Origin of the sequence: Thalassoglobus sp., assembly GCF_048270125.1 — a bacterium.
GTDB lineage: Bacteria > Planctomycetota > Planctomycetia > Planctomycetales > Planctomycetaceae > Thalassoglobus.
In genome coordinates this window covers 91,942-117,623 of the sequence record NZ_JBLWTN010000012.1, presented here as the reverse complement: position 1 = coordinate 117,623, position 25,682 = coordinate 91,942, and the positions used below count along the sequence as shown (strand labels likewise).

18 protein-coding genes are annotated in these 25,682 nt (G+C 50.1%); 8 read left to right on the top strand and 10 right to left on the bottom strand.

The features are described 5' to 3' along the window. The first annotated feature begins 171 nt into the window (after window positions 1-171). Entirely contained in the window at window positions 172-660 is a 489-nt protein-coding gene (locus ACN0YR_RS14835; protein ID WP_417850021.1) for a hypothetical protein, read from the top strand. Between the two features lie 31 nt (window positions 661-691). Here the strand turns inward: ACN0YR_RS14835 and ACN0YR_RS14830 are convergent, their stop codons facing one another. Beyond that, entirely contained in the window at window positions 692-1,819 is a 1,128-nt protein-coding gene (locus ACN0YR_RS14830; protein WP_417850020.1) for a GNAT family N-acetyltransferase, read from the bottom strand. Window positions 1,820-2,038: 219 nt separating this feature from the next. Beyond that, window positions 2,039-4,090: a thioredoxin-like domain-containing protein gene (locus ACN0YR_RS14825; protein ID WP_417850019.1), complete on the bottom strand. Its 2,052-nt coding sequence runs from the start codon at window positions 4,088-4,090 to the stop codon at window positions 2,039-2,041. A 583-nt stretch (window positions 4,091-4,673) separates the two neighbouring features. On the opposite strand from ACN0YR_RS14825, the gene ACN0YR_RS14820 reads away from it, so the two are divergent. After that, entirely contained in the window at window positions 4,674-6,407 is a 1,734-nt protein-coding gene (locus ACN0YR_RS14820; protein WP_417850018.1) for a hypothetical protein, read from the top strand. Window positions 6,408-6,674: 267 nt separating this feature from the next. Here ACN0YR_RS14820 and ACN0YR_RS14815 read toward each other — a convergent pair whose 3' ends face one another. After that, on the bottom strand, window positions 6,675-8,243 hold the full coding sequence (locus tag ACN0YR_RS14815; protein ID WP_417850017.1) for an Rne/Rng family ribonuclease: 1,569 nt from the start codon (window positions 8,241-8,243) through the stop codon (window positions 6,675-6,677). A gap of 708 nt (window positions 8,244-8,951) precedes the next feature. Between ACN0YR_RS14815 and ACN0YR_RS14810 the strand changes: the two genes are divergently transcribed. The 4 genes from ACN0YR_RS14810 (at window position 8,952) to ACN0YR_RS14795 (ending at window position 13,508) form a co-directional block, all read left to right on the top strand. Beyond that, window positions 8,952-9,131: a hypothetical protein gene (locus ACN0YR_RS14810; RefSeq protein ID WP_417850016.1), complete on the top strand. Its 180-nt coding sequence runs from the start codon at window positions 8,952-8,954 to the stop codon at window positions 9,129-9,131. A 369-nt stretch (window positions 9,132-9,500) separates the two neighbouring features. Continuing rightward, the gene (locus ACN0YR_RS14805) at window positions 9,501-11,654 is read left to right on the top strand and encodes an efflux RND transporter permease subunit (RefSeq protein ID WP_417850015.1); all 2,154 of its coding nucleotides are present in this window, start codon (window positions 9,501-9,503) and stop codon (window positions 11,652-11,654) included. Between the two features lie 24 nt (window positions 11,655-11,678). Then, a complete protein-coding gene (locus tag ACN0YR_RS14800; protein ID WP_417850014.1) occupies window positions 11,679-12,266 on the top strand; it encodes a hypothetical protein in 588 nt (195 codons plus the stop codon). Window positions 12,267-12,356: 90 nt separating this feature from the next. After that, window positions 12,357-13,508, top strand: coding sequence for an SDR family oxidoreductase (locus ACN0YR_RS14795; RefSeq protein ID WP_417850013.1), 1,152 nt, complete (start codon window positions 12,357-12,359; stop codon window positions 13,506-13,508). A gap of 291 nt (window positions 13,509-13,799) precedes the next feature. On the opposite strand, the gene ACN0YR_RS14790 is transcribed toward ACN0YR_RS14795, so the two are convergent. The 4 genes from ACN0YR_RS14790 to ACN0YR_RS14775 form a co-directional block, all read right to left on the bottom strand. Further along, window positions 13,800-14,546: a carboxypeptidase regulatory-like domain-containing protein gene (locus ACN0YR_RS14790; protein ID WP_417850012.1), complete on the bottom strand. Its 747-nt coding sequence runs from the start codon at window positions 14,544-14,546 to the stop codon at window positions 13,800-13,802. A gap of 492 nt (window positions 14,547-15,038) precedes the next feature. Beyond that, complete coding sequence (locus tag ACN0YR_RS14785; protein ID WP_417850011.1) at window positions 15,039-16,502, bottom strand: iron chelate uptake ABC transporter family permease subunit; 1,464 nt, start codon at window positions 16,500-16,502, stop codon at window positions 15,039-15,041. A gap of 2 nt (window positions 16,503-16,504) precedes the next feature. After that, window positions 16,505-17,299, bottom strand: a complete 795-nt coding sequence (locus tag ACN0YR_RS14780) for a metal ABC transporter ATP-binding protein (RefSeq protein WP_145196214.1) — start codon at window positions 17,297-17,299, stop codon at window positions 16,505-16,507. A 135-nt stretch (window positions 17,300-17,434) separates the two neighbouring features. Then, window positions 17,435-19,204: a sodium-dependent transporter gene (locus tag ACN0YR_RS14775; RefSeq protein ID WP_417850010.1), complete on the bottom strand. Its 1,770-nt coding sequence runs from the start codon at window positions 19,202-19,204 to the stop codon at window positions 17,435-17,437. Window positions 19,205-19,743: 539 nt separating this feature from the next. On the opposite strand from ACN0YR_RS14775, the gene ACN0YR_RS14770 reads away from it, so the two are divergent. Then, entirely contained in the window at window positions 19,744-21,105 is a 1,362-nt protein-coding gene (locus ACN0YR_RS14770) for a tetratricopeptide repeat protein (protein ID WP_417850009.1), read from the top strand. Window positions 21,106-21,378: 273 nt separating this feature from the next. On the opposite strand, the gene ACN0YR_RS14765 is transcribed toward ACN0YR_RS14770, so the two are convergent. From ACN0YR_RS14765 to ACN0YR_RS14755, 3 genes are all read right to left on the bottom strand, one after another. Beyond that, entirely contained in the window at window positions 21,379-22,455 is a 1,077-nt protein-coding gene (locus ACN0YR_RS14765) for an alpha/beta hydrolase fold domain-containing protein (protein ID WP_417850008.1), read from the bottom strand. 65 nt (window positions 22,456-22,520) lie between these two features. Beyond that, window positions 22,521-23,744 carry a hypothetical protein gene (locus tag ACN0YR_RS14760; protein WP_417850007.1) on the bottom strand — a complete coding sequence of 408 codons (1,224 nt, stop codon included), beginning with the start codon at window positions 23,742-23,744 and terminating at the stop codon, window positions 22,521-22,523. Window positions 23,745-23,973: 229 nt separating this feature from the next. After that, window positions 23,974-24,876, bottom strand: coding sequence for a mechanosensitive ion channel family protein (locus ACN0YR_RS14755; protein WP_417850006.1), 903 nt, complete (start codon window positions 24,874-24,876; stop codon window positions 23,974-23,976). Window positions 24,877-25,173: 297 nt separating this feature from the next. Between ACN0YR_RS14755 and rplU the strand changes: the two genes are divergently transcribed. After that, window positions 25,174-25,560 (top strand): 50S ribosomal protein L21, encoded by a 387-nt coding sequence (gene rplU, locus ACN0YR_RS14750; RefSeq protein ID WP_417850005.1) that lies wholly within the window; start codon window positions 25,174-25,176, stop codon window positions 25,558-25,560. Window positions 25,561-25,682 lie beyond the last annotated feature (122 nt).

Here is a 25,682-nt window from a genome sequence, read left to right as displayed (position 1 = left end):
AATGACGTACGCCCTCAGTCTCGGGCAAACAGCAATTTTACCAGAGAACCTCGCTCTTCACGGGGAGACGGTAAAGCAAGTACGCAATTCAGAATCTGTTCAAAAACCGAGGGCGCTCATTGGAATGTCACTCACTTGTGCAGGTTTCATGAGAACGAGTAACTTTCCACGATGGAAGACATCACAGCCTATCACGAATCTGGACACGCCTTTACCGCCATGGCACTGGGGGCGATTGTCCATTCACTCAGCATCGACCCCGATTGGGACGATGGACCGGAACGCTACGGCGATGTCGAGATTGAGTGGCAGCGCGGGGAGTACAACCGCAAAGAGTTTTTCGAAAAGCGGGTTCTCGTCGCACTTGGCGGACCAGTTGCCGAAATGATTTATACCGGCGATCCCTTCCACCCGGCGATCGTTCCAGAGTGGAAAGTTGACTGGGAGAACGCCTGGCAAAACGCCGCTCAATTACAAACATCCAAACAGAAAAGAATGGTTTATCTGGAACAGAAGTCCGTTGAACTTCACCGCATTCTCAGCCGAACAGAAAACTGGTCCGCACTCGCAGTGATCGCAGACAATCTACTCGCTCACGAAATTCTGGAGCGTGATCATCTGGAAGAAATCTTGGCTGACTGGGACGGCGCGATGCGCTGACGCCACATTTAGAGTCTACGCATTGTTGAGTTTAGACTGATCGCTTCACGAACGCTTTCGCGACAGATTTCGCCCCTTGAACAATGCGAGCCCGGCGAGACCAAACATAGAGTCGGCTGGCGAGTTGTTGGCGACGATGCCAGACCCGACCGACATATGAGTCCTCGTTGGAACAACTGTCGATCAAAGTGATTTCCGGAATCTGCTTTGCAATTTCATCAGCCAATAACAGTTCAGACCAGTGACCAAGGCTGCATTTCGACAGATTTGGATCCCATCCGATTTTGAAAGCAAACAAAGTTTGCTGCGACAACAGATTGCATGTCGATGCGATCACGGAACCATTGAGCAATAACTCACCGAAGAGACACCGATTCGTCTGAGAGAAGTTCTCGCACATTTCCAGAAAGAAGCGGTGGTCATTAGCATGACTATCGAGAGATGTCTGTTTTTCGCCTTTCCAGCCAGATGATTCCAAGCGTAAAAACTGTTCCACTGCCTGCGGGATCTCTGCTGCAGTGCGGGCCAATCGGTATTCAACCTTCCCGTATGATTCCAGCAGTTTCCAGGACTTCCGCAACGATTTTCGGCGGGAACCCGAACAGCCTGAGAGTAATTCTTCTGCCGAGGCAGGCACAACGACAGGGCGCAAGACTGTTTCACCGGGATGACATTCAACACCAGACGAAACCGCTGCAAAATCAGTCAGCTCGGACTGGTCACTCTGCGAAAGATTGACCTCGACTCCGAGTCCGTGCCATTGTCTTTGATTAGAGAGAGCCCCGAACAACGAGGTGAGCGTCAATACGGGATCAATTTTCGAGACGAGGGGTTGATCAATAAACGTGTACTTCGAACTCAAAGCCCGCAATTCCGGGAGGGGACGCCCTTGCTCGTAGTAGTATTGGACAACAGGTGTCACAAACTTCCAGCCCCCTTGTTTGTCTCGAACGCGGAGAAGCCCAACTCCTGGAATTCTCAGGTTGTGGACCAGTGGGATCACAAAGTCTGATTCAACAAATGGGTTCGCGCACATTGCGCGTACTCCAAGCTGATTCCACTCCTCAATTTCATGATCTGAGATAATCGAGAGATCAACGATATCAACAACATCGTGAAGGGATGTTATTGGGAACGTTTGCTGGCCGAAAAAATTCATATCCACAACCACACAAAGAACAGGCCCACCTTTCTAGAGAATAGGTTGAGTTCATCTGGTCGGGGCTGTTTCTCTGCAGGTTTGGCTCAACTTACTACCGTTTCAAGCGATAAAATCGGCATAAGCGACCTGATCCGGACACGTCCGGGTCAGGTCGCTTCGCAGAGTCTCGCGATCTTCATCAGCGAAGCCTGATGGACGACTCAGACTTCGATCAGGTTATGGTTTCGCGATGAGTTTCACGTCGGAAGTTTTTGCCGCAGAGTCGACCTTCACGGGGATCAACCACTTCTTGGAGGCAAATTTACAGACTCCACCGACACCGTCGCGGCAGTATTGGTAAGCGACCGACAACTCAAGGACTGCTTCGCCGGACTCTCCAGTCAGAGGGAGAGTGACAGATGCAGAAACGTCGTCGGAGTCAGCTTTCTTTCGCTTGCCGAGCACCGAAGGATCGACAATATTCTGCTGTCCGACAGCTTTCAATTGATACGCCACTGGTGCAAGCTTGTTGAGCTTATAGTCGTCCACGAACTCGAAGTTCACAGTCAAGGTCGCTTCTTTGCCAGGGGCGATTGTGACGGCCGAAGATTTTTCAGCTTCACCTTTTACAAGTTCTGCAGGCGGTTCCGATCCAGTCGAAACAGGATGCGTGAGCCCGTCGACCGTCAACACTGTTGTTTCTTTCGTCGCGATATTCACTTTCAAGATGCGATGATTATTCGTATCGGCAATGAAGAGGTGACCATTCGCTGCCTCAAGCCCTGCTGGCTCATTCATTTGTACAGGATCCAGCCCTGCCCCGCGTTCGCCGGTTCCCAACCACGATTTTGATTCGCGAGTTTTGATGTTCACCTGTTTGATTTTGTCGTTGTACGTATCTGCAACGTAGAGCATTCCATCGTGGTATGCGACACCAATTGGATGTTGCAGCCGGACCTGATCGCCGACTCCATCAATATCGCCAAACTCAAACAGTGAACGCCCCCGTGGAAGATCATGTGGACCGACAATCGTGGTGACCATTCCATCCTGAATTTGTCTGATAGCAGAACCTTCGCTATCAACCACATAGAGCGATTTGCCATCAGTTTTGATTGCAGAGGGTTGAGCAAGAGAACTGGCGGCAAGTGGGCCGTCAACAATGTCTTCTCGACCGTTTCCTGCGTACAGCTCAACAGTGTCCGAGCCAATTTTGTGTTTCCACAATTGGTGAGGCCCAGCCATTGCAATGTAGAGAACGCCATTCAAAGCCCGGACGTCCCAAGGACTGTTGAGAGCGAGCTCGCGGAGTTTCCCCTGTTGCAATCGGACACGAGCCTGACTGCCTGTCCCGGCGAGCGTTGAGACGGTCTTCGATTTCAAATCGACTGTGCGAATCAAATGATTTTCCGTGTCAGCGACATACAGCGTCTCTCCAACCAGTTCCATTCCGTGCGGATGGTCAAACGATGCTGTCTCGAAGTTCCCGTCAGCTGACCCGATTTTCCCGGATCCAATCACATCGATCAACTTGCCATCGAGCGAACTGATGACAATTCGGTTGTGGTTACTATCAGAGATGAAAAGTCTGTTTCCAGTTTCATCAGCGAGAACTTTCCCGGGATACTTCAGTGGACGATCTGGCTCTTTCTCGCGTTCCAGATCAAACCTGACAGGCGTTTCGTCCAGCGTCCCTTTTTTACGATGATACTCAACCATTTGACCAATCACACGGTCGAAGAGTTCACGGTTCCCTTCGCCAGGCTGACGTCCGACAAAGTTCCCTTCCGGGTCAATCAGAACGAATGTCGGCCAGCTGTTGAATGCATATTTTCGTGCGATGACCATGTTGGCATCATTAACAACGGGATGTTCAATCTCATAGCGAACAACCGCTTCACGGATGTTTTCGCTCTCTTTCTCATTATCGAACTTCGCGGAGTGAACGCCGATGACAACAAGTTGATCGGGATATTTCTGCTCCAGAAACTTCAAATCGGGAAGAACGTGAATGCAGTTGATGCAGCAGTAAGTCCAAAAATCCAGCAGAACGATTTTGCCTCGAAGATCCTCTAATGAAATCGGACCAGAACAGTTCAGCCAGGCTGTCCCGCCATCAATACTGGGAGCAGGAAAACGTCCTGGAAAAGGGTTCTCTGTCTCCACCTTTGGAGCGGGATCATCTTGTGCCTGCGCCATTGGCGTATTCCCCGCCAACACTCCCACTGCAACGAGCAACATCAGTAGAGCCGCTTTTGATCGGGGTCGACTCCCTCTCGACTGAAACATCCTTGGTCTCCTTATTAAATTGATCCGACAACTCAATTTCGGTCTCTCAAACATAGGGTAAATCGCTCATCACAGATGATTTTCAGACTGGTACTCTTAACCACGAATAAGACTCCAGAAATCGTTTTGATTCATTCGACTTCTGCGATCATGTTCAGGTTTTATCAGGGCGAGTAAAAATCCGTTCGTTGCGATTTCAGTTCTTGAAGTGCAACGTTAACTCTATGAATTGGCGTTTTTAGTAGAACCAGTCCCTGAACCTCTTAAGCTGTTGCTTTTCTCAACGTTTCAGAGAGCAAATCAAGTTTCAGGATCAGTTCTAAATTGCTTCCGAGCCAGTCAGAGATAGTATGCGAGACATCTGATACTGGCTACCCTCACGAGAAAATCATTTTCGTCAAGCAGAAAGAGTCACTCTTGAAAAGTACCTCATGCACTTTTGTGATTGAAGAGACATCCGCAGTCGCAGGCTGACAAAGCAGGAGTTCCTCACAAAACAGCTCTGTTTTCTTTGCGGTGATTTCTTCTCGCGAATTTTTTCCTCTGGCTCTTTGTGGGTCTCTGGTTTCATCACCTCTCCAAAATGAACGAAGATTCATCTGGTAAAAAGAACGTTTCAATTGTGGACAAATTCACCGAATCTCAACCCCGTCATTCAAAGCTGATCACAGCGGTGCTGCTGGGGTTGGTCGTCGTCCATGTTCTCCTGCTGAGCAGTTTAGCTGATCGCTATTCCCCGACGGTTGACGAAGTCGCTCATTTACCGGCGGGGTTGGCGATTTGGAATGATACTGATTTCTCACTATACCGTGTCAATCCGCCACTCGTCCGAGCTGTCGCTGCGGTGCCGGTTTTATTCGTTCACCATGAAGAAGACTGGAGCCGTTACAAGAAAGACTCTCAGACCAGATTGGAATGGGCGATGGGTCGCCAATTTGTGGCTGCGAATGGTGTCGATTCTCAACGGCTCTTCAAGTTTGCCCGATGGACGTGCCTTCCGTTTTCTGTCATCGGGCTACTTGTTTGCTATTTCTGGGGAACACAGATTCATTCTCAATTGGTTGGGTGCATCGCTGCGGGGCTTTGGTGTTTCTCCCCCAATCTCCTGGGACATGGTTCGCTCATCACTCCAGATGTTGCAGCGACATCCCTTGGATTATTGGCTGCGTGGAGATATTCCGAATGGATTGAAAACAGCTCTATGCTCAATGCATTCTGGGCAGGAGCATCACTCGGGTTGGCGATGCTGACTAAACTGACATGGATTTCCTTACCAGCCTTGTGGATCGTTCTCGCGTTCATGAACTGGGTTCGATATCGACAAATTCGCTCTGCACAAAGTGACTTCATTCACCTGAGCCTCATCGTGCTGCTTGGGTTGAATTTGCTCAACTTGGGATACCTTTACAACGGCTCATTCACGTTACTCGGTGAGTTTGATTTTTACTCAACCCCGCTCAGTGGGACGCCTCGAATCCCCGGCGAAAACCTCCCAGCGAATCGATTCCAGGATTCTTGGGTCGGAAAGATTCCAGTCCCCTTTCCGAAAGACTACGTCACCGGAATCGATTTACAGAAGGTCGATTTCGAACAGGGCAAATGGAGCTACCTGCGAGGCGAAGTCAAAGACCCCGGAGGCTGGTATCACTACTACCTCATTGGGCTGCTGGTGAAAGTTCCGGCGGCAACTCTCCTGCTGTTCTTGGCCGGACTGGTTGCCTGCTGGCGAGATGAATCAATTCGATCATCGACAATGCGACTCATGCCGCTGATGCTTCCGGTGATCGTCTTATTCGTTGTAGCCTCGCTGCAAACGAAAATGAATCGTCATGTTCGCTATGTCTTCCCAATCCTGCCCGCCATCTATCTCATCGGAGCAACAGCAGGAGTTCGCTGGCCCAAAGCGGCGATCACAGCAGTCGTGATGACTGCCATCAGCAGTCTGGCCTGCTATCCCCACAGCCTCAGCTACTTCAACGAATTCATCGGCGGCCCGCAGAATGGTCACCGGTATCTGATTGATTCCAATCTCGACTGGGGACAGGACATGCCCTTGGTGCAGGACTGGATCGATCAGCGAGAAGACGAACTTCCGGTCTGGCTTGTTTGGCCGGGTGATGTCTCACTAAAGCACGTCGGAGTTAAGGCAAAACTCCTGCCGACTGGGGAACTCCCCGCTGGCTGGCACATCGTCAGCCGCAGCGAACGGCACCACGCGAGCGGAAGATACCGAGCCTATGACCAGCTGATCCCCGTCGACCAAATCAGCAACACGTATGACGTGTACCTCGTGCAGCCAACAACAAAGAAGCAGTAGCTCAACGATAAAACTTGTTCAGTCAGCTGCTGAGCCGAAAGCATCTTTGCAGTCATTTACCTCCATTGATTAAATGGAGACTGAAGATCTCAATAAAACTTGCTCTCACTCTCCACTGACGGCCCTCGCGGAGATCGACCTGCACATTAAGAATGTGTGCAAAGAAACTGGTCGTCATGAAATTGAAAGAGATCGAGGTCGTTCATGAATCCTGCCCGACGGCTACGAGGAACCGTCGGGCAGAGAATCAATGAATCGGAAACTGCTCTAGTTTTTGATTTCTGCACCTTTGACTGCGGCTCCATTGTCGTTGAAGCAGCGGACGTGCAAGTGAGACGGACCGACATTGATCGCAGTATGAACGTGGACCACAACGCCATACTCTTCTTCAAGATCTGTCATCTCTCGGCGCTTCTTGTTGATCAGGTAGTCTGCAACCTGTTGATGCAGTTCAACCTTGACCTCTGTGACATCTGCATGTGCCGAAGCTGTCATGAGTGCCCGCATCACTTCGATCGCCATACTTTCAGCAGTTTTCACCTGACCAGTTCCGTTACAGCATGGGCAGTCTTCATAAATGCTACGACGGAGTGATGGGCGAATTCGCTGCCGGGTCATCTCGATGAGACCGAACTGACTAATCCGCAAGACTTTGGTACGAGCACGGTCACGTTCGACACACTCGCGAAGTTTACGTTCCACACCGCGTCGGTGCCGTTCGTCTCGCATGTCAATGAAGTCGTTGACGATCACACCGCCCAAATCCCGCAAGCGAATCTGTCTCGCGATCTCTTCGGCTGCTCGCATGTTGACTTGGTACGCACTCTTCTCGGCGTCGTTTCCACCTGCCCGGAAACTTCCGCTGTTGACGTCGATCGCAACCAACGCTTCTGTTTGATCGATCACCAGAGCCGCCCCTCCCGGAAGTGGAACGTGTCGGCTTTGGATTCTGTCGATTTCTTCTTCGATTTTATAGGTGTGGAAGAGTGGTTCTTTCCCTTCGAAGAGCTTCACAGAATCGACATGCTTTGGCATGACGACCTTCATGAAGTCCCGAGTCCGTTTATAGGACTCCTCTCCATCGATCCAAATCGCATCGATGTTATTACTGTAGATATCGCGAATCGTACGAATGACGATATCGCTTTCCTCGTAGATATCGATCGGAGCAGATGTTTTCTCGATTCGCCGGACAATGGTTTTCCACAACCGCAGCAGATAGTTCATATCTCGCTGCAAGTCTTTTTCTGACCGGTCGACTCCGGCAGTCCGCACGATGAAGCCAAGACCTTCTGGTGGAGAGAGTCCTCGCAGGATTTTTCGCAAATTTCGGCGAACATCTTCGTCCGCGATTTTCCGGCTGACTCCCAAACGGTTCAAACCGGGCATCAGTACGAGATAGCGTCCAGGGATACTGATATAAGTCGAGAGCGTTGGCCCTTTGTTTCCGATGCCTTCTTTAATGACTTGAACGAGAACTTCGCTTCCACGCTGGAAGATGTCTTGAATCGGTGGCTTGTTGCGAGAGGTCCGTTCGTTGAACTTTGAGTTGTGGTTCTTTTCGGCGTCGCCACGCTCACCTTCGCTCAGCAGATGCTTGTAATATTGATACTCAACATCACTGACGTGGAGAAAGCCATTCCGTCCGACACCGAAGTCGACGAAGACTGCCTGAATACTCGGCTCGATATTGACAACGCGGCCCTTGTAGATGTTTCCAGCAAAATTTTCGATGCTGGTCCGTTCGACGTAGAGCTCCTCAAGGACTCCATCCTCGACAATTGCAATTCGGCTCTCCTCTGGCTGGAGAACGTTGATAAGCATTTCTTTCTTCATAATACCCTCTTCGTTTGCGGGAACGAACAAGGTGTACTCGCACAACTTCGTTGAAGAAAGGATTCCGTCTGGCATCCATCACTTGAAGATCGCTTGTGTGTCTGGTGGAGAAATCCAGCATCTCAAATGAGAATCCTGGTCCTCCCGATGTGTTTGCCTTGATTGATCTTCCAGCGAAACGCTGGCTTTCCATGGGAATGATTTTCTGTGCCTCAATCCCTGGAAGCAATACGACTGATGTGTCGCCGTTGGTTTCCTGACCGCAATGAGCGTCCGTCAACTCCTGAGCCGACATTGCTGAGACCTGATCGTTGGCGATTTTATTACAAACCATCGACCATTCAGCAGTCCTGCTGGTTGCTCCCTGTGAGCAAACTTCCTTCGCCAGCACCAAGTCCGGTGCTCTGAGAGGCGAATTCAGGGAGGAGTGAGAGTACACGTCGCGTGTCCCTATGAGATGTGTAAAAAGTGTTTGTTGTTTGAATTTTGTGTGATGTGAGAACTTAGCAGTAATTTCAGTACGTTCGTCTCAAAATTTCAACTGTTTGACAATCAATTAAATTGACACAAACATTGGCTTTGTATTGTTTTATGCTGTTTCTAGAACATCTCCGGCAACCGCTGCAATGAATGACGCACTCAATTTCTGAGAGGTCAAATACAGGTATTCGGCTCAGTTCTGCGTATCATGTGAACCTGAACTGACACGTGCCTCGAAGGATTCCGCAGGCCCGCGTTCTAAACGCCGCGGGATGTCAATTCAGCTTGAATCGACCGCGAGTGCAATATGAACCTGTCAAAACGACCGGTCTTTCACTCGAAATAGATTCCGATGCCGGAAAAGATTACCCGATTCAGGCTCTGGAAGCAAAGCTGGAAGAAAAGTGAACATACGGTCACCTACAAGTTCCCAGATCACTCTTTCAGATTCGAAAGTGATTCGGGTCAGGTAAACCTTAACGAAACAGCCCTTTCAAGACGCAAGAATTGCTGAGTTCGATTCCGACTTACCCGCAGTATCATCCGATAACGAATGCGAGCGAGGCCCACTTTTCCCAAAACGATTCCGACGAACCTGCTCTTTTTGAAAACTGATCCTGAAGACTGAATCGACTCTCTCAACCTCAACCATTGAGAAAAGCAACGATTCCAGAGGTCTACAGACTGGTTCTCAAGAGAGGAAGAGACCCGACTCGCAAAGGTTGTTGGATTCGTTCGAAAAGTGCTTTGAAATTCACCATTTGTGTTTTGGTCCACATGTCACAATTATACCGCCAGTATAGTCGCCCGTTAGCGATTCTGATCTTGCTGGCGCTGCCGTTTCTCTTTCGAGAAGCGGATTCTCTCCCGACCAATAACGATATTGAAGCCTGGTTGCCTCAACAGTCAGATTTCCGCTCCGAATACGAAAATTTCAAATCCCTTTTCGGTGGTGAAGAAGCCATTCTGATCGGGATTCCGAATCAAGTCGCTGAACCACAACTGATCTCCGCAATCGCCTCTCGAATCGAGTCTCTTGAGGGCATCCGCTCCTGCTGGACACCACAGCGATTCACCGAGGAGATGGCAAAGTTAGGTGTGACACCGGAGACTGCACACGAGCGATTGCGTGGTCTTGTTGTATCCCGAGACGGATCGATCACAGGTCTCGTTGCAATTCTTTCGGAAGATGGATTACTCAATCGCGAAGGAACCGTTCACGATGTCCAGCACATTCTGACATACAGCCAATTAAGCAACGAAGATGTCCTCTTCTCTGGTGCGCCGGTCATTGTCGCAGAATTGAATCGACTTGGATCACAGAAGAATACAAAACAGTTCTTCCTTTGCTCATTGATGATCTGTTTTGGGCTGTTGATGTACTCAATTCGCCACTGGCGACTCTCCTCAGCCATTCTTCTCATCACAGTCTTTGCGATTCAAACAACACTCTGCATCGTCAAATGGTGGAGCGGTGAGATGAACTTCATCCTCTCAGCTCTGCCTGTGATGGTCATGGTCTTCACCATGGCGAGTTCCATCCATCTCCTGCACTATTTTAATTCCAGTCGTGACGAAACCGATCCGTTGGCTGCCGCATTGTCGAAAGCATGGCGTCCTTGCTTGCTGGCGACCTTTACAACCGTGATTGGCCTGCTCTCTTTAACGGTGAGCGATATTGTGCCGGTACAGCAGTTTGGGCTCGCTGCTGCGACGGGTGCGGTAATTTCCTGTATCTGTGGTCTTGGCCTGACGCCGATTGCTCTTTCACTCTGGCCGATCTCATTTCCCGACCGCCACGATTCCTCCCAGAAACTGCCGGCTCAATTGTCGTTGCAGATCATTCGACATCGCCGGGCCATCACTTGGGGAACATGTACATGCCTACTTGTTTCACTGCCGGGGATCGTCTCGCTCACTTCGAAGGTCGATCCTCTCGACTTCCTTCCACGCAACAGTGATGTCGTTCAAGACTACCTCGACATCGAGGAGAAACTGACAAACGTTGACTCCTTCGAAGCGGTTGTTGATTTTGACACTCAAGACCTTCCATTCACCGAAAAACTCCGGCGAGTGAAACAGATCGAGATGATGATCTCAGCACACCCGAACATCCAGCACACACTCTCTCTGGCAAGCTTCTTCCCCGAGCGTTTGCCAGATAATGGCCTCGAAATCATTCAACTACTTTCGACTGCAAAGTCGAATCAACATGGTCAAGAATACATCTCGGCTGGAGAGCGGTATTGGCGAATTTCCGCGCGGGTACATGGTGAATCCACAGACCACCGACAGCAAATCTTCGAGGAACTTCAGCACATCCTCAGAGCACACCCCGTCACCTTGACAGGAATTGCGCCACTCATCAAACAGGCACAGGATGATATTTTCATTGGATTCTGGGAAAGCTTCGCCACAGCCCTCGGCATTATTGCCGTCGTGATGGTGATCGCTTTACGTTCAATCAAAACTGCATTGCTCGCGATGATCCCCAACTTGACGCCACTCTGCCTGGTCTTTGGGTTCCTTGGCTGGGCGGGAATCCCGGTCGACATCGGCATGATGATGACAGCCAGCATCGCACTCGGAATTGCTGTCGATGGGACCTTTCATTTTCTGCTTGCGTATCGCCATCATTCAAAACAGGAATCAGGGACTCAAAACAGTTCCCTTTACGCTCTGTTCAAGACAGGTCGACCGATCTTTGAGGCAGCCATGATCGCCAGTCTGGGAATGCTTGCACTGACCCAAAGCCAGTTCATCCCCACTGTTCGGTTTGGTCTGCTCATGTCGATCTTGCTGATTGTCGCCGTCTTCGCAGACTTGGTTCTCTTGCCTGCTTTACTCGCCAAGAGTCCTACTCGAGAAGTCCGAGAACAGGCAGGCTCTCGCAAAAACCGTACTCAAGAACCTTCTCGAATCGCTGCTTAAAACACCTTCTTGTTTTATCTGACCGTGTCGAACGCACTTCACCAGTTAAATCACAGTGCGCCACGAGACAGCCCCGAACACCAAGTCGAAAATGCTAAAATTATCGAAGGTCGTGCAGCGTTTTCTGAGTTTCCTTTGCAACCACCAAGTACTCAAATCAGTGCAAAATTGCATCAATCATCTTGGATTTCTGAAGCTAATGGGGAGCCATCCCCTCCCTGGAAATCCAATTTTAGCCTTTACGTTCTGTCTCTTGGCGAGCAGTCGCTGAAGTCATCAAAAGCGACATTCAAGGACAGGATCAGCAATGAAAACCCTTTACAACTTAAACCTTTTATTCAAAAAGACTTAGAACACCTAAACCTCCACCAGCATCGTCTAGTTAGAGAAAATGAATCAAACAATGCTTGTTGTTCAGACATTAAGATCTATCCGGCCAGACAGCCTGGATCAGACTGGAAAGTGGTTGAAATCTGGAATGAATTACTTTCATTCACCCAAAAACCGGGTAGGATATTACACCTCTCGACCGCCTCTTTCGTAGAAGACCCCCCGATCACTTCTCATTTATTGGGATGCGGTCGTGCTCTTCTTACCTACGTGGAATATTGAAGAATTGTTTTTGTCCGGCTAGCGACTCGACGATGATTCCTCAATCTTCAAAATATACACCGAGCCTCTTCTCCGATTTGGAATGCAACTATGGATCATCTCCTATTGACGGGCGCCACCGGGCTTCTTGGTCGATACCTGATGAAAGATCTTCTTTCGAGAAACATCAAACTTGCTGTTCTCGTCAGACCCAGCCGAAAAAGTGACGCAGAATCTCGCATCGAAGCTGCGATGCAGGTCTGGGAAAATCTGCTGGAGAAAAAACTTCCTCGTCCAGTCGTTCTCTCAGGAGACATCAACCGGCCGGACCTGGGACTTTCAACAAATGAAATCAAATGGGCTGCCGAAAACTGCAGCTCCATTATTCACAACGCTGCCAGTCTGTCGTTTGTGAGTACCGGCCGAGACTCCGAACCTTGGCGATCAAATGTCGACGGAACTGCAAAGGTTCTGGAGTTCTGCCAACAGGCAGGCATCACTCAGTTCCATCATGTTTCGACAGCCTACGTTGCAGGATTGCGACAAGGACGCATTTACGAAAATGAACTGAACCTCGGTCAGGAATTCGCAAACCCTTACGAAGAAAGTAAGGTCATGGCGGAAGAGATGATCCGAGGCACAGACTTTATCGAATCGCTGACGGTCTTCCGTCCGGGAATCATCATTGGTGATTCACAAACCGCACTGACATTCACGTATCACAATTTTTACGCAGTGCTGCAGCTTGCCTACACCATCGGTCACAGTATGACCGAGCCGAATTTCACCGGGAAGATCGACGGCAGCCGCATCAACCTGAACGCGACCGGCGACGAGCGAAAGAACCTCGTTCCTGTTGATTGGGTTTCCGAAGTGATGTCCACAATCGTGACAGATCCAACACTTCACGGAAAAACATATCACCTGACGCCAAGAGTCCCGATCACAACACGACTCTTCCGAGATATCATGGAAGAAATGGTGGGATCTTACGGCCTTGGCTTAGGTGTCGACCGACCACAGGAAGAGAACATTTCCGATCTGGAAGAGATGTTCTTCAAGCACATGGAAGTCTACCAGTCATACTGGAAAGACGATCCAGAGTACGATTCCTCGAACACTCAAAACGCCGTCCCACACCTTCCCTGCCCGCACGTTGACCGAGCAATGCTCACGAAACTCGCAGAGGCAGCGATCGCAAAAGGATTTAACTGGCGTGACCCTAAAGTCGAAAAGGCAAACCTCTCACCAGTACTGGTCTGAGAACCTGCTTGAAAGCAAACCCTGTTCTTGGTCTCCAGACTCGACCTCGCGGAGAGACCTGAACTGTTGTTACCAATTGCAATGACAAGGTTCCTGTTCAGAATTTGTTATCGCAAATAAAGAAACGGCGTCGATTCGAATTTCGAATCGACGCCGTTTTTGTTTTGAGCACTTTCAACTCTTGCCGTGCCTGCGAAGCTCACTTTCATGGCTTCAAAGCCATTTCCTCACGAGGCAGATCCTGCAAACCAATTAGAAAGATGCTCTAAAAGGTCAAGAGTCCTCTCCGAACTACTCTTTGAACGAGTCAGCAGAGACGGGAACAGTTTCCAGTGTTGTTGTTTTTCCTGGTTTTACATCGACAACCCATTTTCTGTTGATGAAGCCGACTTTCTCATGCCAGACGCGGAACTCGGTTTCACCAGCTGGCAAATTTTCGATTGTGAACTTGCCATCTTTATCGGTGATTGCAGCGTAAGGATGGTCAAACACAACCCACCACGCTTTCATCCACGGATGAATATCACACTTCACTTCGACGTAAGGAGCCACCGGCTCTGCGAGTGGCAATTTCACTTCAACGCCGGATTGATCATTTGGTTGGACGATAAAGTTCACTGCTGAATTCGCAAATGGAGTCGCGTGGACATTGTGAGCCACGGCATCACTCGACTTACAGACAATCGTTTGATCGGTTCGAACAATCATCATGTGTGGCAAGAAATTACAGTTTTTCTGATCAAATTCGACAGTCTTCTCTTTACTATTCACAAGATCCGGGTGAACCGTTTTTGCTCGTCGCATGTAAACGACGATATTGGCAATTCCCTTGTTCTCTGCATTGAAAATCATTGCATCATTAGGAACACCCTCTGCAGCACAAACGGCAGCATCTTTGGCGTTTGAGTCTCCCTTGGCGACAAGCGGTGCAACCGTTGGGACCTCACCATCCAACACGAATTGACCGGTCACCGATCCCCACTCGGCAGCCTGGACAGAACTGCAAAGAGTAAGCACCGCAATCGAGAATAATTTCATGTTCAACATACTTCCAAAACCTCCAAAAAGATCATGACAGGTTACCAACGTCCAACATCCAGTGACGAATGGCAATTATTAAGAACTGTTCCAAAACCTAGAGAGCGGCCCCTCAAACAGGCTGAGAAGTCTCACAAAACTGGTTTTCAAAAAAGCTCCTGGTGGGATGTCCAGTCCCTGACATCATCATCTTAAACAATTCGCCAGCGATTGACGACTTAGTTCGTAATTTCTTAAATCGGTGTATTGTTTTAGGGAACAGGGCCTCTTTCAATTGATTCTACACATTAATGCTCAAACCGCCTGCTTATTTGTCCTGAAAATGCCTTTTGAACATGATTGAATCCGGTACTTGAACAAATCCAGGATTGGTCTTTACGTTCTGCCTTGTGGGCGCACAGCAATTTTGCTGATGAAACGCGTTCGCCACGAGGCAGAACCTGCAAACCAATTCGAAAGATGCTCTAGCACTCAAGAGGGCAAACTCCGGATTCAGGAGGAGTTCTCACTCTTCTCCGGTGTAATCTGGATTTGATGCGGGCTCCTCAGCATGACGTCGTGTCCGGATGACGCCAGACTTTCCTCAAGCCCTCGAATCACTTCTGCGTCAAGAATATGCTCGATCTGGTCGGCATCACGGTCGACATGACTGGGAGCAATGTCTGCATATTGAATTAAGTATTGTTCCCAAAGGCGATGGTCCCGGGCAGCACGTCGTGCCAGTGCCGCTCCATCGGGAGCAAGCTGGATTTCGCCATTCGCACGGATCAGCACCAGATGCCGACTCGCCGCTCGCCGGGTGAGTGAACGCAACCGTGTCGGCGACCAGGTTCGCATTTTGAGAAGCTCAGCTTGAGAAATCCGCTGCGAGAGCAACAACGGATCGGTCAGTTGACGATGTTCAAGGCGACCTTCCGTGATCTCGTAGACAGCTCGCAAAAGGTCACGCTCACCGACTCGAGACTGGAGACGCTTCTGTTCAATCCACTTCCACATCACACCGCGACGAAAGCCAAAGAACAGACTCACGATAAAGAACACCGACCCGGTCAGCACAATCACAGCCCCCGTGGCAACCTTGGCAAACAAAGCACTGATGATCGTTCCAATCGCTGCAGCGACCCCTCCGAGAATCGCTGCGATCCAAGTCATCCGGCGGATATCGTCGGTCCAAAATCGAGCTGAGGCGGGAGGAATAATCAAGATCGCAACAACCAGAAGCAGCCCCACTGACTGCATTCCCAGAATGGTCACCGAGACGACTAATCCAGTCAGCAAGGAGTCGAGCCAGAAGACTTTCCATCCGAGCGCCGCTGCGAACTCTTCATCAAAACAGAGTAAACACAACTCTTTAAACAAAAGCGTCGAGATCACAATCAGCACCAGTGCAGCCCAAGCAAACAACCAGACGTCAGCAGCGACAAGTGACGCAGTCTTCCCGGCGAGAAAATCTTCAAGCCCAGCTGAACTCCCGGTCGGGATTCGCTGAACAATCGTCAGAAGTGCGGTCCCAGATCCGTAAAACAGGCTGAGCACGATCGCCATCGCAGCATCGGATTTGATACGAGAATATCGATCAATCAGCATCACCGAAACTGCGCCGATCAAACCAGCAACGAAGGCTCCAAGCAATAGAATGGGAACGCTCTTTCCAGTTCCGGGGCGAAACACTTCCGTCAAAATGAAGGCAATGGCGATCCCCGGCAATGCTGAATGGCCAACAACATCGCCGACCAAAGAACGTTTCCGGAGCAACATAAAAACTCCGACGATCCCGCCACAAATCCCAAGCAGCGTCGTCCCCAACAAAACAACCCGCGTGTTATAATCTTTCAGCAGAACGACACGTTCGAATCGTTTTTGAAAGGAAACGCCAGCAGCCTCGATCGGCTCGACGTAGAGCGTTAAGAGAAGAAACCCAAACAGCAACATGATCAAGATTCGGTTCAGCTTCATGATCAATCACGTTCCGCAATTCTTTCGCCCACCTGGTCGAGCAACGACAGTTTCCCGCCGAACGTTCGCTTCAGGTTCTCTGCGGTGAAGACTTTTTCAGTCGGCCCGAAAGCGACCAAACGCATGTTCAAAAGCAACACGTAATCAAAGTACTCGGGAACCGTCGGTAAATCATGATGAACGACTAATGCCGTTTTCCCCTGTCCTCTCAGTTCGTGGAGCAGCGCCACAATGGCTCGTTCGGTTGAGGCATCAACTCCGGCAAACGGTTCGTCCATCAGGTAGAGATCGGCTTCTTGTGCAAGCGCTCGGGCCAGAAAGACTCGCTGTTGTTGTCCGCCTGAAAGTTGCCGAATCTGACGATGTGCAAAATCTTCCATCCCCACACGTTCCAGAGCCGCAAACGCCTGCTCACGGTATTTTCTGGAGACAGGGAAACACCAGCCAATCTTCCGATACAAGCCCATCGCCGCGACATCCAGCGCGCTGACAGGAAAATCCCAATCGACCCCGGTTCTTTGAGGAACGTAAGCGACGCGATCACGAACGTCGGCATACTCCTGACCGAAATACCGAACCTCTCCGGAAACCTTGGGGACGAGGTTCAGCGCAGCTTTTATCAACGTGCTTTTTCCGGCTCCGTTCGGCCCAACGACTGCAACCAGATGCCCGGGAGGAGTATCGAAATCGATATCCCAAATGACCGGTCGCCGTTGATAGGCGACCGTCATATCATGAATCGATAATGGCGACAAATCACTGTGGTCAGCCGCGTAAGTATCCGCTGGAATTGTCATTACTGTATGAAATCATTGCCTATATTTTTGAGTCGATCAGCCCAGACAATGAATTGTAGCTAGTGCTAAACATATTCGCACGCGCTCCTGAAAACAAACTGAACTCGAGCCTCAGCAGCGAAGCGACTCACCGTTTTACAACCATTCGTCGATGTCGAAGATGCCAACTTTTTGCATCAGCACGATGATGACCAGTGCGGGAGCAACAAAGCGTACGAGGACCAACCAAACCTGAAATATCCAGGCAGGCATGTCTTCGACTTCCGCTTCCTGCAAGCGTCGTGGCATCACCCAACCGGCATAGATCGCGATAAACAATCCGCCCAGAGGAAGCATCCAGTTCGATGCCAGATGGTCCATCGTATCGAAGAAATTGAGACCGTAATCACCTTCCCAATTAGAAAGAACGGAAGTTGAATCGCTCGAAAACGCAGTCGGGACCGCGACGACGAGAGTTAACAGCCCTGTCGTGATAGCCGCTTTCGCACGGCTCCAGTTCTTCTGATCGATCAAGTACGAAGCAACAACCTCCAGCAGCGAAATCGCAGAGGTGAGCGCTGCAAAGAACAGTAATCCAAAGAACGCCATCGAAAGCAACATTCCAGCCCGGCCGATCTCCGCGAACGCCAACGGCATACTCATAAAGACAAGTCCGGGGCCAGCAGTCGGCTCTTGTCCGTAAGAGAACGTGATCGGGAAGATCATTAAACAGGCCAACAGCGCGATGACGGTATCCAGCAAGGTAATCATGACAGACTCTTGCAGAAGGCCCGTTTTCGAACTTTGGTATGATCCGTACGTCATCATCGCTCCCATTCCGAGAGAGAGCGTGAAGAACGCATGCCCCAATGCTTCGAGAACACCGCTGGCCTTGAGTCGACTGGGGTCTGGACTAAAGACGAATGAGATCGCTGCACTAAACCCAGGTTGAAACGTTCCATAAAGGACCATCATACAGATCAGCACAAACAACGTTGGCATCAACAATCGACACGCACGTTCAATCCCTGCAGCCACTCCCCCTGCGACAACACCGATGGTGATCATGATGAACAGCGCAGCCCACATCAATGAGTGCCAGCCGTTGGTGAGCAGGTTCACAAACGTCCCTGTCATTTTCTCAAAGACCAGATCACGTCGTTTCGACAACTTCACTTGTGCCAAGAGATCAGTTGCGGAGAGTGAATTAACCTTGGCTTGAACGCTCCCTGCGATCTCTAACCGTGCTTTGGCAACCTGCTGTTCGACGTTCTCAACAGCTTCGACGGAGCTCTTCAGTTCTTCGTCCTTCAATAAACGCAAACGTGCCTGTTCCAGATCTTCTGCTTGCTCAATCGCTGCCATGAAACGCTTATGGTTCTCTTTTTGAGATTTCGTCAAGCGACTTTCAAGCAGTCCCTTTTGGGGATGCAATTGACGATCAGTTTCCTTATCAACCAGAAACGTTTTCATATCCTCGATGGATGTCGTGGCGATATAGACTTCCGCTTCAGTGGCCGCTTGGCTTTCAATCGGTTTTGTAAAGTTGACGATGGATTTCAGCGTGTAATCCATCGACCAGCCAGCGACAACAATGTAAAACGAAAGAATGATGAACCCGGCGACCACTCCCATCCAGCCGATTCCGGACCAGGCAGTTTTCCGGCCATGGATCGCTTCAAATGCTCCCACCGGCTGACGTTGCCCTGCACGTCCAATCATGATTTCTGCCATCATAATTGGTAAGCCGATCAGCACGATGCAGGCGAGGTAGATGAGGACAAACAGCCCGCCCCCGTTCTGGCCGGTGATGTACGGAAACTTCCAGATATTTCCCAGCCCCACAGCAGATCCGGCAGCGGCCAGAACAAACCCTAAGCGGGACTTCCACTGGGCGCGATCGGTTTGTGGTGTCGATTCGGACATCTCATCAACTCCTGCATGCTCGATTTCGTTGGAATCTCATGTCCAACTCAAAGCGGATAACGTTTCCAGACGTTACAGGGTAAATTTCATCTCTGCAATGTTTCATCTCTGCAAAGTGCTGTTGAACGAATCACGGATTGACGGGTAACGATCAGAAATTGCATGCACGGCTTGCCTCGTGGAGTTCAAAGTTTTTTCTGGTAGAATCATTTCTCTACAAACACAATTAGCATTGAAAATGCTCTAGAGCATTTTGCTCTACCGTGTGCCCGTGAAGAACGCGTTTCATCAATAGAATTGCTGTTCGCCACGAGGCAGAACCTGCAAACCAATTCGAAAGATGCTCTAGCCAGACGGCTTTCCACTGTACTTTGTCGATCTCGTGGGATTTTCCCCAGTGATCGACTCTGGTATTGTATTTCGGCATGGTCGAGACTCATCGACTTGCGACCCCAATAGAATTACAGACAAGAATGTGCACCGAGGACGTTTTGGTGCGATAAGAGTATCAACTGAGAATCCTCTTTCGGGAGCAGAGCGTGGCAGACGACAATCAAAAAGCGGCAAAGTGCTTTCAAGCTGGTAATAAAGCCATGGAAGGAAATAACTGGGACATGGCCGTGCAGATGTTCAGCCAGTGTGTGAAACTCGTCCCGCACAACCTTGGCTACCGTCAACTGTTGCGCAACTGCACCAAGAAAAAATACGGCGACAACAAAAAAGGAGCCGGTGGCCTGACAATGACCAAATTGATGTCGATTCGCTCGAAGGTCAAAAAAGCGAAACAGAAAGAGCAATGGGAAGAAGCCGACAAGATGGCAGAACAAGGTCTGCTTCTGAACCCCTGGGATGCTCAGCTGAATGTTGATATTGCAGAAGCGGCGAAAGCACTTGATCGCGGAGAGATTGCCCGTTTTGCATACGCTGAAGCTGTTAAAGCGGCCCAAAAAGACAAAGCGATTCACCTGGCACTCGCCGAACATCTTGAGAACCGAGGGGAATACACAGAGGCTCGCAAAATCTGGGAACGCATTAAGATCATCGATCCTAAAGATATCGAAGTCAGCCGCAAGCTCTCTGCATTGGACGCAATGCAGGCAACCCGCGCAGGGAATTTCGACGAAGCAGAATCGTCGAAAGATGTGAAAAGAAACAAAAGTGCTGACAAATCGCAGTCGATCGAGCAGAAATCGACAGACCTCGAAACATCGCTGCGCCACGAAATTCGTCGCAACCCTGAGCAGGTAGAACATTATTTAAAACTGGGTGCCCACCTGAAAACTGCAAAGAAATTCCAGGATTCGTACGATGTCCTCAAGCAGGCACTAGATGTTTCAGCTGGAGATCCAGGTGTACGAGAACAACTCGAAGACGCTGAGTTACTCCTTCTCAAACACAATGTCGACTTGGCGAAAGAGAAGGCTGACAAGTCTGAAGACCCCGAGGCACGTAAGCTGGTGGCAGCCCTTTCGAAAGATTTAAGAACTCGCAAAATCGAAGTTCTCAGTGCCCGTGAAGAGCGACACCCACAAAATCTGGGTATCAAGATGGAGTTGGCGAAACTTGTCATGCAACTGCAGGAGTGGTCACGAGCCATCCCGCTGTTGCAGAAGGCCAGCCAGGACCCGCGACTGAAAACAAAAGCACTCGTTCTGCTTGGTAAGTGCTTTATGTACGACAACAAACTCCCGCTTGCCAAAGGACAATTTGAACGTGCCGTCCCGGACCTCAATCACGATACCGATCCGGACACCTACAAAGAGTCACATTATCTGCTCGCACGAGTCTGCGAAGAAACAGGCGATCCAGATAAAGCGGTCCATCACTACGGCGAAGTTCTAGTCGTTGATTACGACTACAAAGATGCCCGAGAACGATTGGAAAAACTTCAGGGAGGATAGAGCAACTTGCTCTACCATGTGCCCGTAAAGAACGCATTTCTCTAGAACCAGTCCGAAAACCTCTGGAATAGATGCTTTCCTCAACGTTTGAGAGAGCAATTTCAAGTTTCAGGATCAGTTCTAATAAAAATGCTGTTCGCCACGAGGCAGAACGCCAAGAATCTCGCCAGGTTCCTCGAAGAGCACGAGACTCAAGACCAACAGAGCAGTCCCATTCAAAAAACGGGACTGCTCTTACTGAGTTCTTTCTCAATCAGTGTCGGCTGCCTGCTCTCAACTACCCTGTTGCTTTATTCGACTCTGAGCAAACCACTTCTTGAAGTGTTCGAACATATCGAGATCACGGTCACCCTTGAAGTGACTGACATGACGATACACATGCTCAATCTGGAGCTTGTCCATCTCGGCATCGAGCTTGTGAGCAAAAACGGGGTGATGAATCCCCTGCCCCGGTCGAGCGTTTGCAGGCAACGGGGCGTCAGCTTCACTATAGATGGAGTAGACCGGTGGATCGTCAGCTGTTAAGTGCTTGATCGCAGAGACCTGATCATAAAGCGGCTGCAACTTGGGATCGGTGATCTGGTCAATGGATTCAATTCCGTAGCATTTGAAGATCGACGGATGCTCGTGGGCACGTCCACCGACCCAGGCTTTAATGACATTGGGATCGTAGGTAGTCTGTCCGCCACGGGAACCGACAGCGACCAGTCGTGTCGATTCACGAGCAATTGGATCGCTGCTTTCGGGGTCAGCGAGGTCATCATGAAATCCCAGCCACAACGAGAGACCTGCCCCGGCTGATCCTCCATAAGCGGCGAAGAGCGACTTATCGAAGTTCCACTTTTGGGCATTCGCTCGCAAAAATTGAATAGCCCGAGCAGCATCTTCTTGCGGCGCAGGAAACGGAAGTTCACTGACAAACCGATAGTGAATCGCCGCGACGGAGATCCCTGCATCATTGGCAGCTTTCACAATCGCAGGCGAGACCGACTTCTTGTCGCCACCAACAAATCCGCCACCATGAATGTAGATGATCAGCGGAGTCGGATCCTCGCTTTTCGCCAGATAAAGATCGAGAACCTGTCGCTCATGTGTCCCGTACTTCACATCTGCGAATGTGGGAGTCAGCCGGTCCGGACGCGTATTCCGACTACGCTGCCCAGCGAGCTTCTCCCGGTACGCTTTCGCTTCAGCTTCGGTCAGAACACCATCGTTGTTGGTATCTGCGTCGGGAAAACGTTCGAGCCACCGTTTGAGTTGAACCGCCCGTTTCTGGCCTCCCTCTTGAGCAACCAGTTGAACGGTCACCAGGAAGCATGAACAGAGGACGGAAATGACGAACGTTTTCATTGTTGCTCTCCCGCGATAATTTGAATCCCGAGTCCTTCCATTCACGGGAAAGTGCAACAGTCCGCTTATCGAACAGCGAGGTTTGGTGTCCCCGCTTCCACGATTGTTTCTGAAGCGACATCAATTCGAGAAACTTCTGGAAGTTGATAGCCAGCTTTCATGACAACTCGCTGTCGCTGTACAACAACACGTGAGGCGGAAGAGACGGGGGGAAACTCGATCTCAAGCGGCTGAGCTCCAAGTTCAGGGACGACTGGTTCAATCTCACCACCAGAAGGTTCTGAAGGAGCAGGCTTTGTTCCGGGAAACTTCGGAGCATCCGAGTTTCCTGGGAAGCCGCGCGGGTTCGGAGTTACATCCGGAATTGACGATGGAGTCACACCTTCTCCAACCCCAGGCGCTGGATTGACTGGTCGATTTGGTGGAGACATTGGAGTGAGACCTCGATTGTCCAGGTTCGGAATCACTTCTGAATTCCCAGCTGGAGCACCAGAGCCAGACGCAGGAGGACTTGCGCTCTCAGGAATGCTTGAACCTGATGGAATCGAAGATCTCTCAGGAATCGAAGACCGATCAGGTATTGACGAGTTGTTTGGAATTGAAGAATTGTTCGGAATCGAAGACCGATCAGGAATCGACGAGTTGTTTGGGATGGACGAGTTGTTCGGGATCGAAGAGCCCCCCGAAGCTGGTCCGTTTGTTCTTGGTGCGACAAAATCTTTTTCACGACGCTCCAGCGGACGGAAATCATCAATCAAGTCAGGAGCATCTGGTTTATCTGGTGTGGTCGGCTTGAATGTAGGTGTGACTTCCCGGTTTTCCTCATTCGTGGCTGGCGTTGGGGGGTCGTTGTTTTCGGGCTCAGCAATCGGTTCTGGAGAATAATTCACACCACTCGTCGAGCAGTCACCAGTCGGGCAGTTTGGGCCAGAACAGGGTTGACCGACTGAGGTCCCACAAGGACTACAACCAGAAGAGGTCCCGATGCTTCCCCCTCCGTAATACTCGACCGAAGATCCATAGTATGAAGTTGATGGACCATAAAACGAAGTGGAAGAGCCGTACATCGGAGCATAATAAGAGGTGAACCGACGAGGAGCAGGACGGAACATCGTCACGGGTGCAGGATAGTAGCCTGCATCCCACCCCACGGGTCCCCCGTAATAACTGGTCGATGAGCCAGTATAGGTCCAGGGTAACACATCCGCATCCGCTGGTTGCGGCAGCATCAATCCAAAGCTGAACAAGACCAACAGAATTGTAAACTGGCGAAGTCGTGAAGCTTTCATTGTCATCCTTAGGGAGCTCGGAATCCTCTTAACGTTGCTGAGGCAGGAAAACTTCAGCAACCAATCTCGGTGCTAGAGTTTAACCTCGTAATTCCCTGAATTAAAGAACTGATTCGCAAAATTTGCCGAACCGCTCCAATTGATGCAAAAGGACAACAGCCCCGCACAAACGGTCCGCTCCCCCTAACGCGCCCCGCTTCTCCCTGCACCGCTGGAAATACTATGGTGATCAATCTGCAACAGTCGCGTCACTGTGAAGATAAACGTCTTGGGAGGGATACGGAAAAGTGAACCCATGCTCATCGAACGCGAGCTTGATTTGCTCAGTCAATTGCCGCTTCACCGAGCCGAAGTCTTCATTTCTCACCCAAGGTCGAACCACGAGGTTGACTGAACTCGCTCCCAATTCATCGACAGCTACCAATGGTTCAGGATCTGCCAAAACTTTTTCATGCGACGAAATGATTTTTAGCAGCAGATTTTTCACCGCCAGCAAATCATCATCATATCCACAACCGATAACGAGATTGATTAAGCGGTTTGGCTCACTGCTGTAATTCTTAATGACACCCGAAGTGATTTGCCCATTAGGAACCGTCAGGTTGAGTCCATCAGAGGTCTTCATTGAGCAGCTGAAAAGCCGAATTTCCTGAACAGTCCCCGAAACTCCAGCGACATCAATGAAATCCCCAGCTTGAAACGGTTTCACGACGACCAACATGATCCCCGCAGCGAAATTGGAAAGGGATCCTTGAAGTGCCATCCCGACTGCGAACCCGGCAGCGGCAAGAATCGCGGTGAGCGAGGTCAGTTCCACGCCTAACGTTTGCAGCGACGCCATGACCACAACGACCAGAAGAACCGCTTTCATCACGTTTTGAACAAATCGAACCAGCATTTCATCTGTGCTGGCCCGCTGCATGCCCCGAGAGACAAATCCCATCAAAATCCCGATGACGATCCGACCAATAAACAGGATCGCCAATGCAGCAAGAAGACGTATTCCAAAGCTGACCGCATGCTCAGCAGCAAACTCTTTCACCGCTTTCACCCATGGGAGAGTTTGGTCAACAGCATTAGAAACCCCTGCAACTCCTGACTCAGTATCGACTTGCGCAATAATCCAGTCCATATCGACTTTCCTTTCTCGCTGATAAAAAATGATTGAAATCCGCCTTGGGATGTCTCGCAATTTCGCATGGAAATCTCTATCCTTGCCAATTCGCCTGAAAATGGCATGATGAGCGTGTTTTCAACAGAATGATGCGGTTTCTGATTCTCCATAAGATTGCTGAGATCAACTACTGAGGAAATAACGAAAATTCATCGTCATCCTCAGTTTATAGTCATCACAGTCGAATTGACCTGATCTTACACAATATCTCCACCGTGAGACAGAACCGGATAACTGACCGAGAGTAGTACAGAAATGTTCGCGATTATCGAAGAGAGTGGCCACCAGTTACGGGTGGAAGAAGGACAAACATTGACCATCGACCTTCGCAGCGATGCCGAAGTCGGTCAAACAATCACCTTTGACAAGGTTCTCCTCGCGAACGGAGGAGGAGCGAGTGCTATCGGATCACCTGTGATCGAAGGAGCAACTGTCGAAGCTGAAGTGATCGACGATCTCGTCAAAGGTCCGAAGCTGGAAGTTCAAAAATTCCGCCGCCGTAAAAACTCACGCAGCCACACCGGCCACCGCCAGAAATACACCGGCGTTCGCATCACCGCGATCAACGTTCCGAACCTGGAAATCAAAGCTCCAGCTCCAGAAGAAACAGCCGAGCCAGTCGCCGCTGCTTCTGAAAAGTAATTCGCAGAGTGCACCTCTGCTGCAAATCCAGCAGGGTCGCATGACTCGCGCGAAGATTGAGTTCGCAGCGTATAATCAAATCTAGAAAAGCCGTTTCCAGGATGAACCTGGAAACGGCTTTT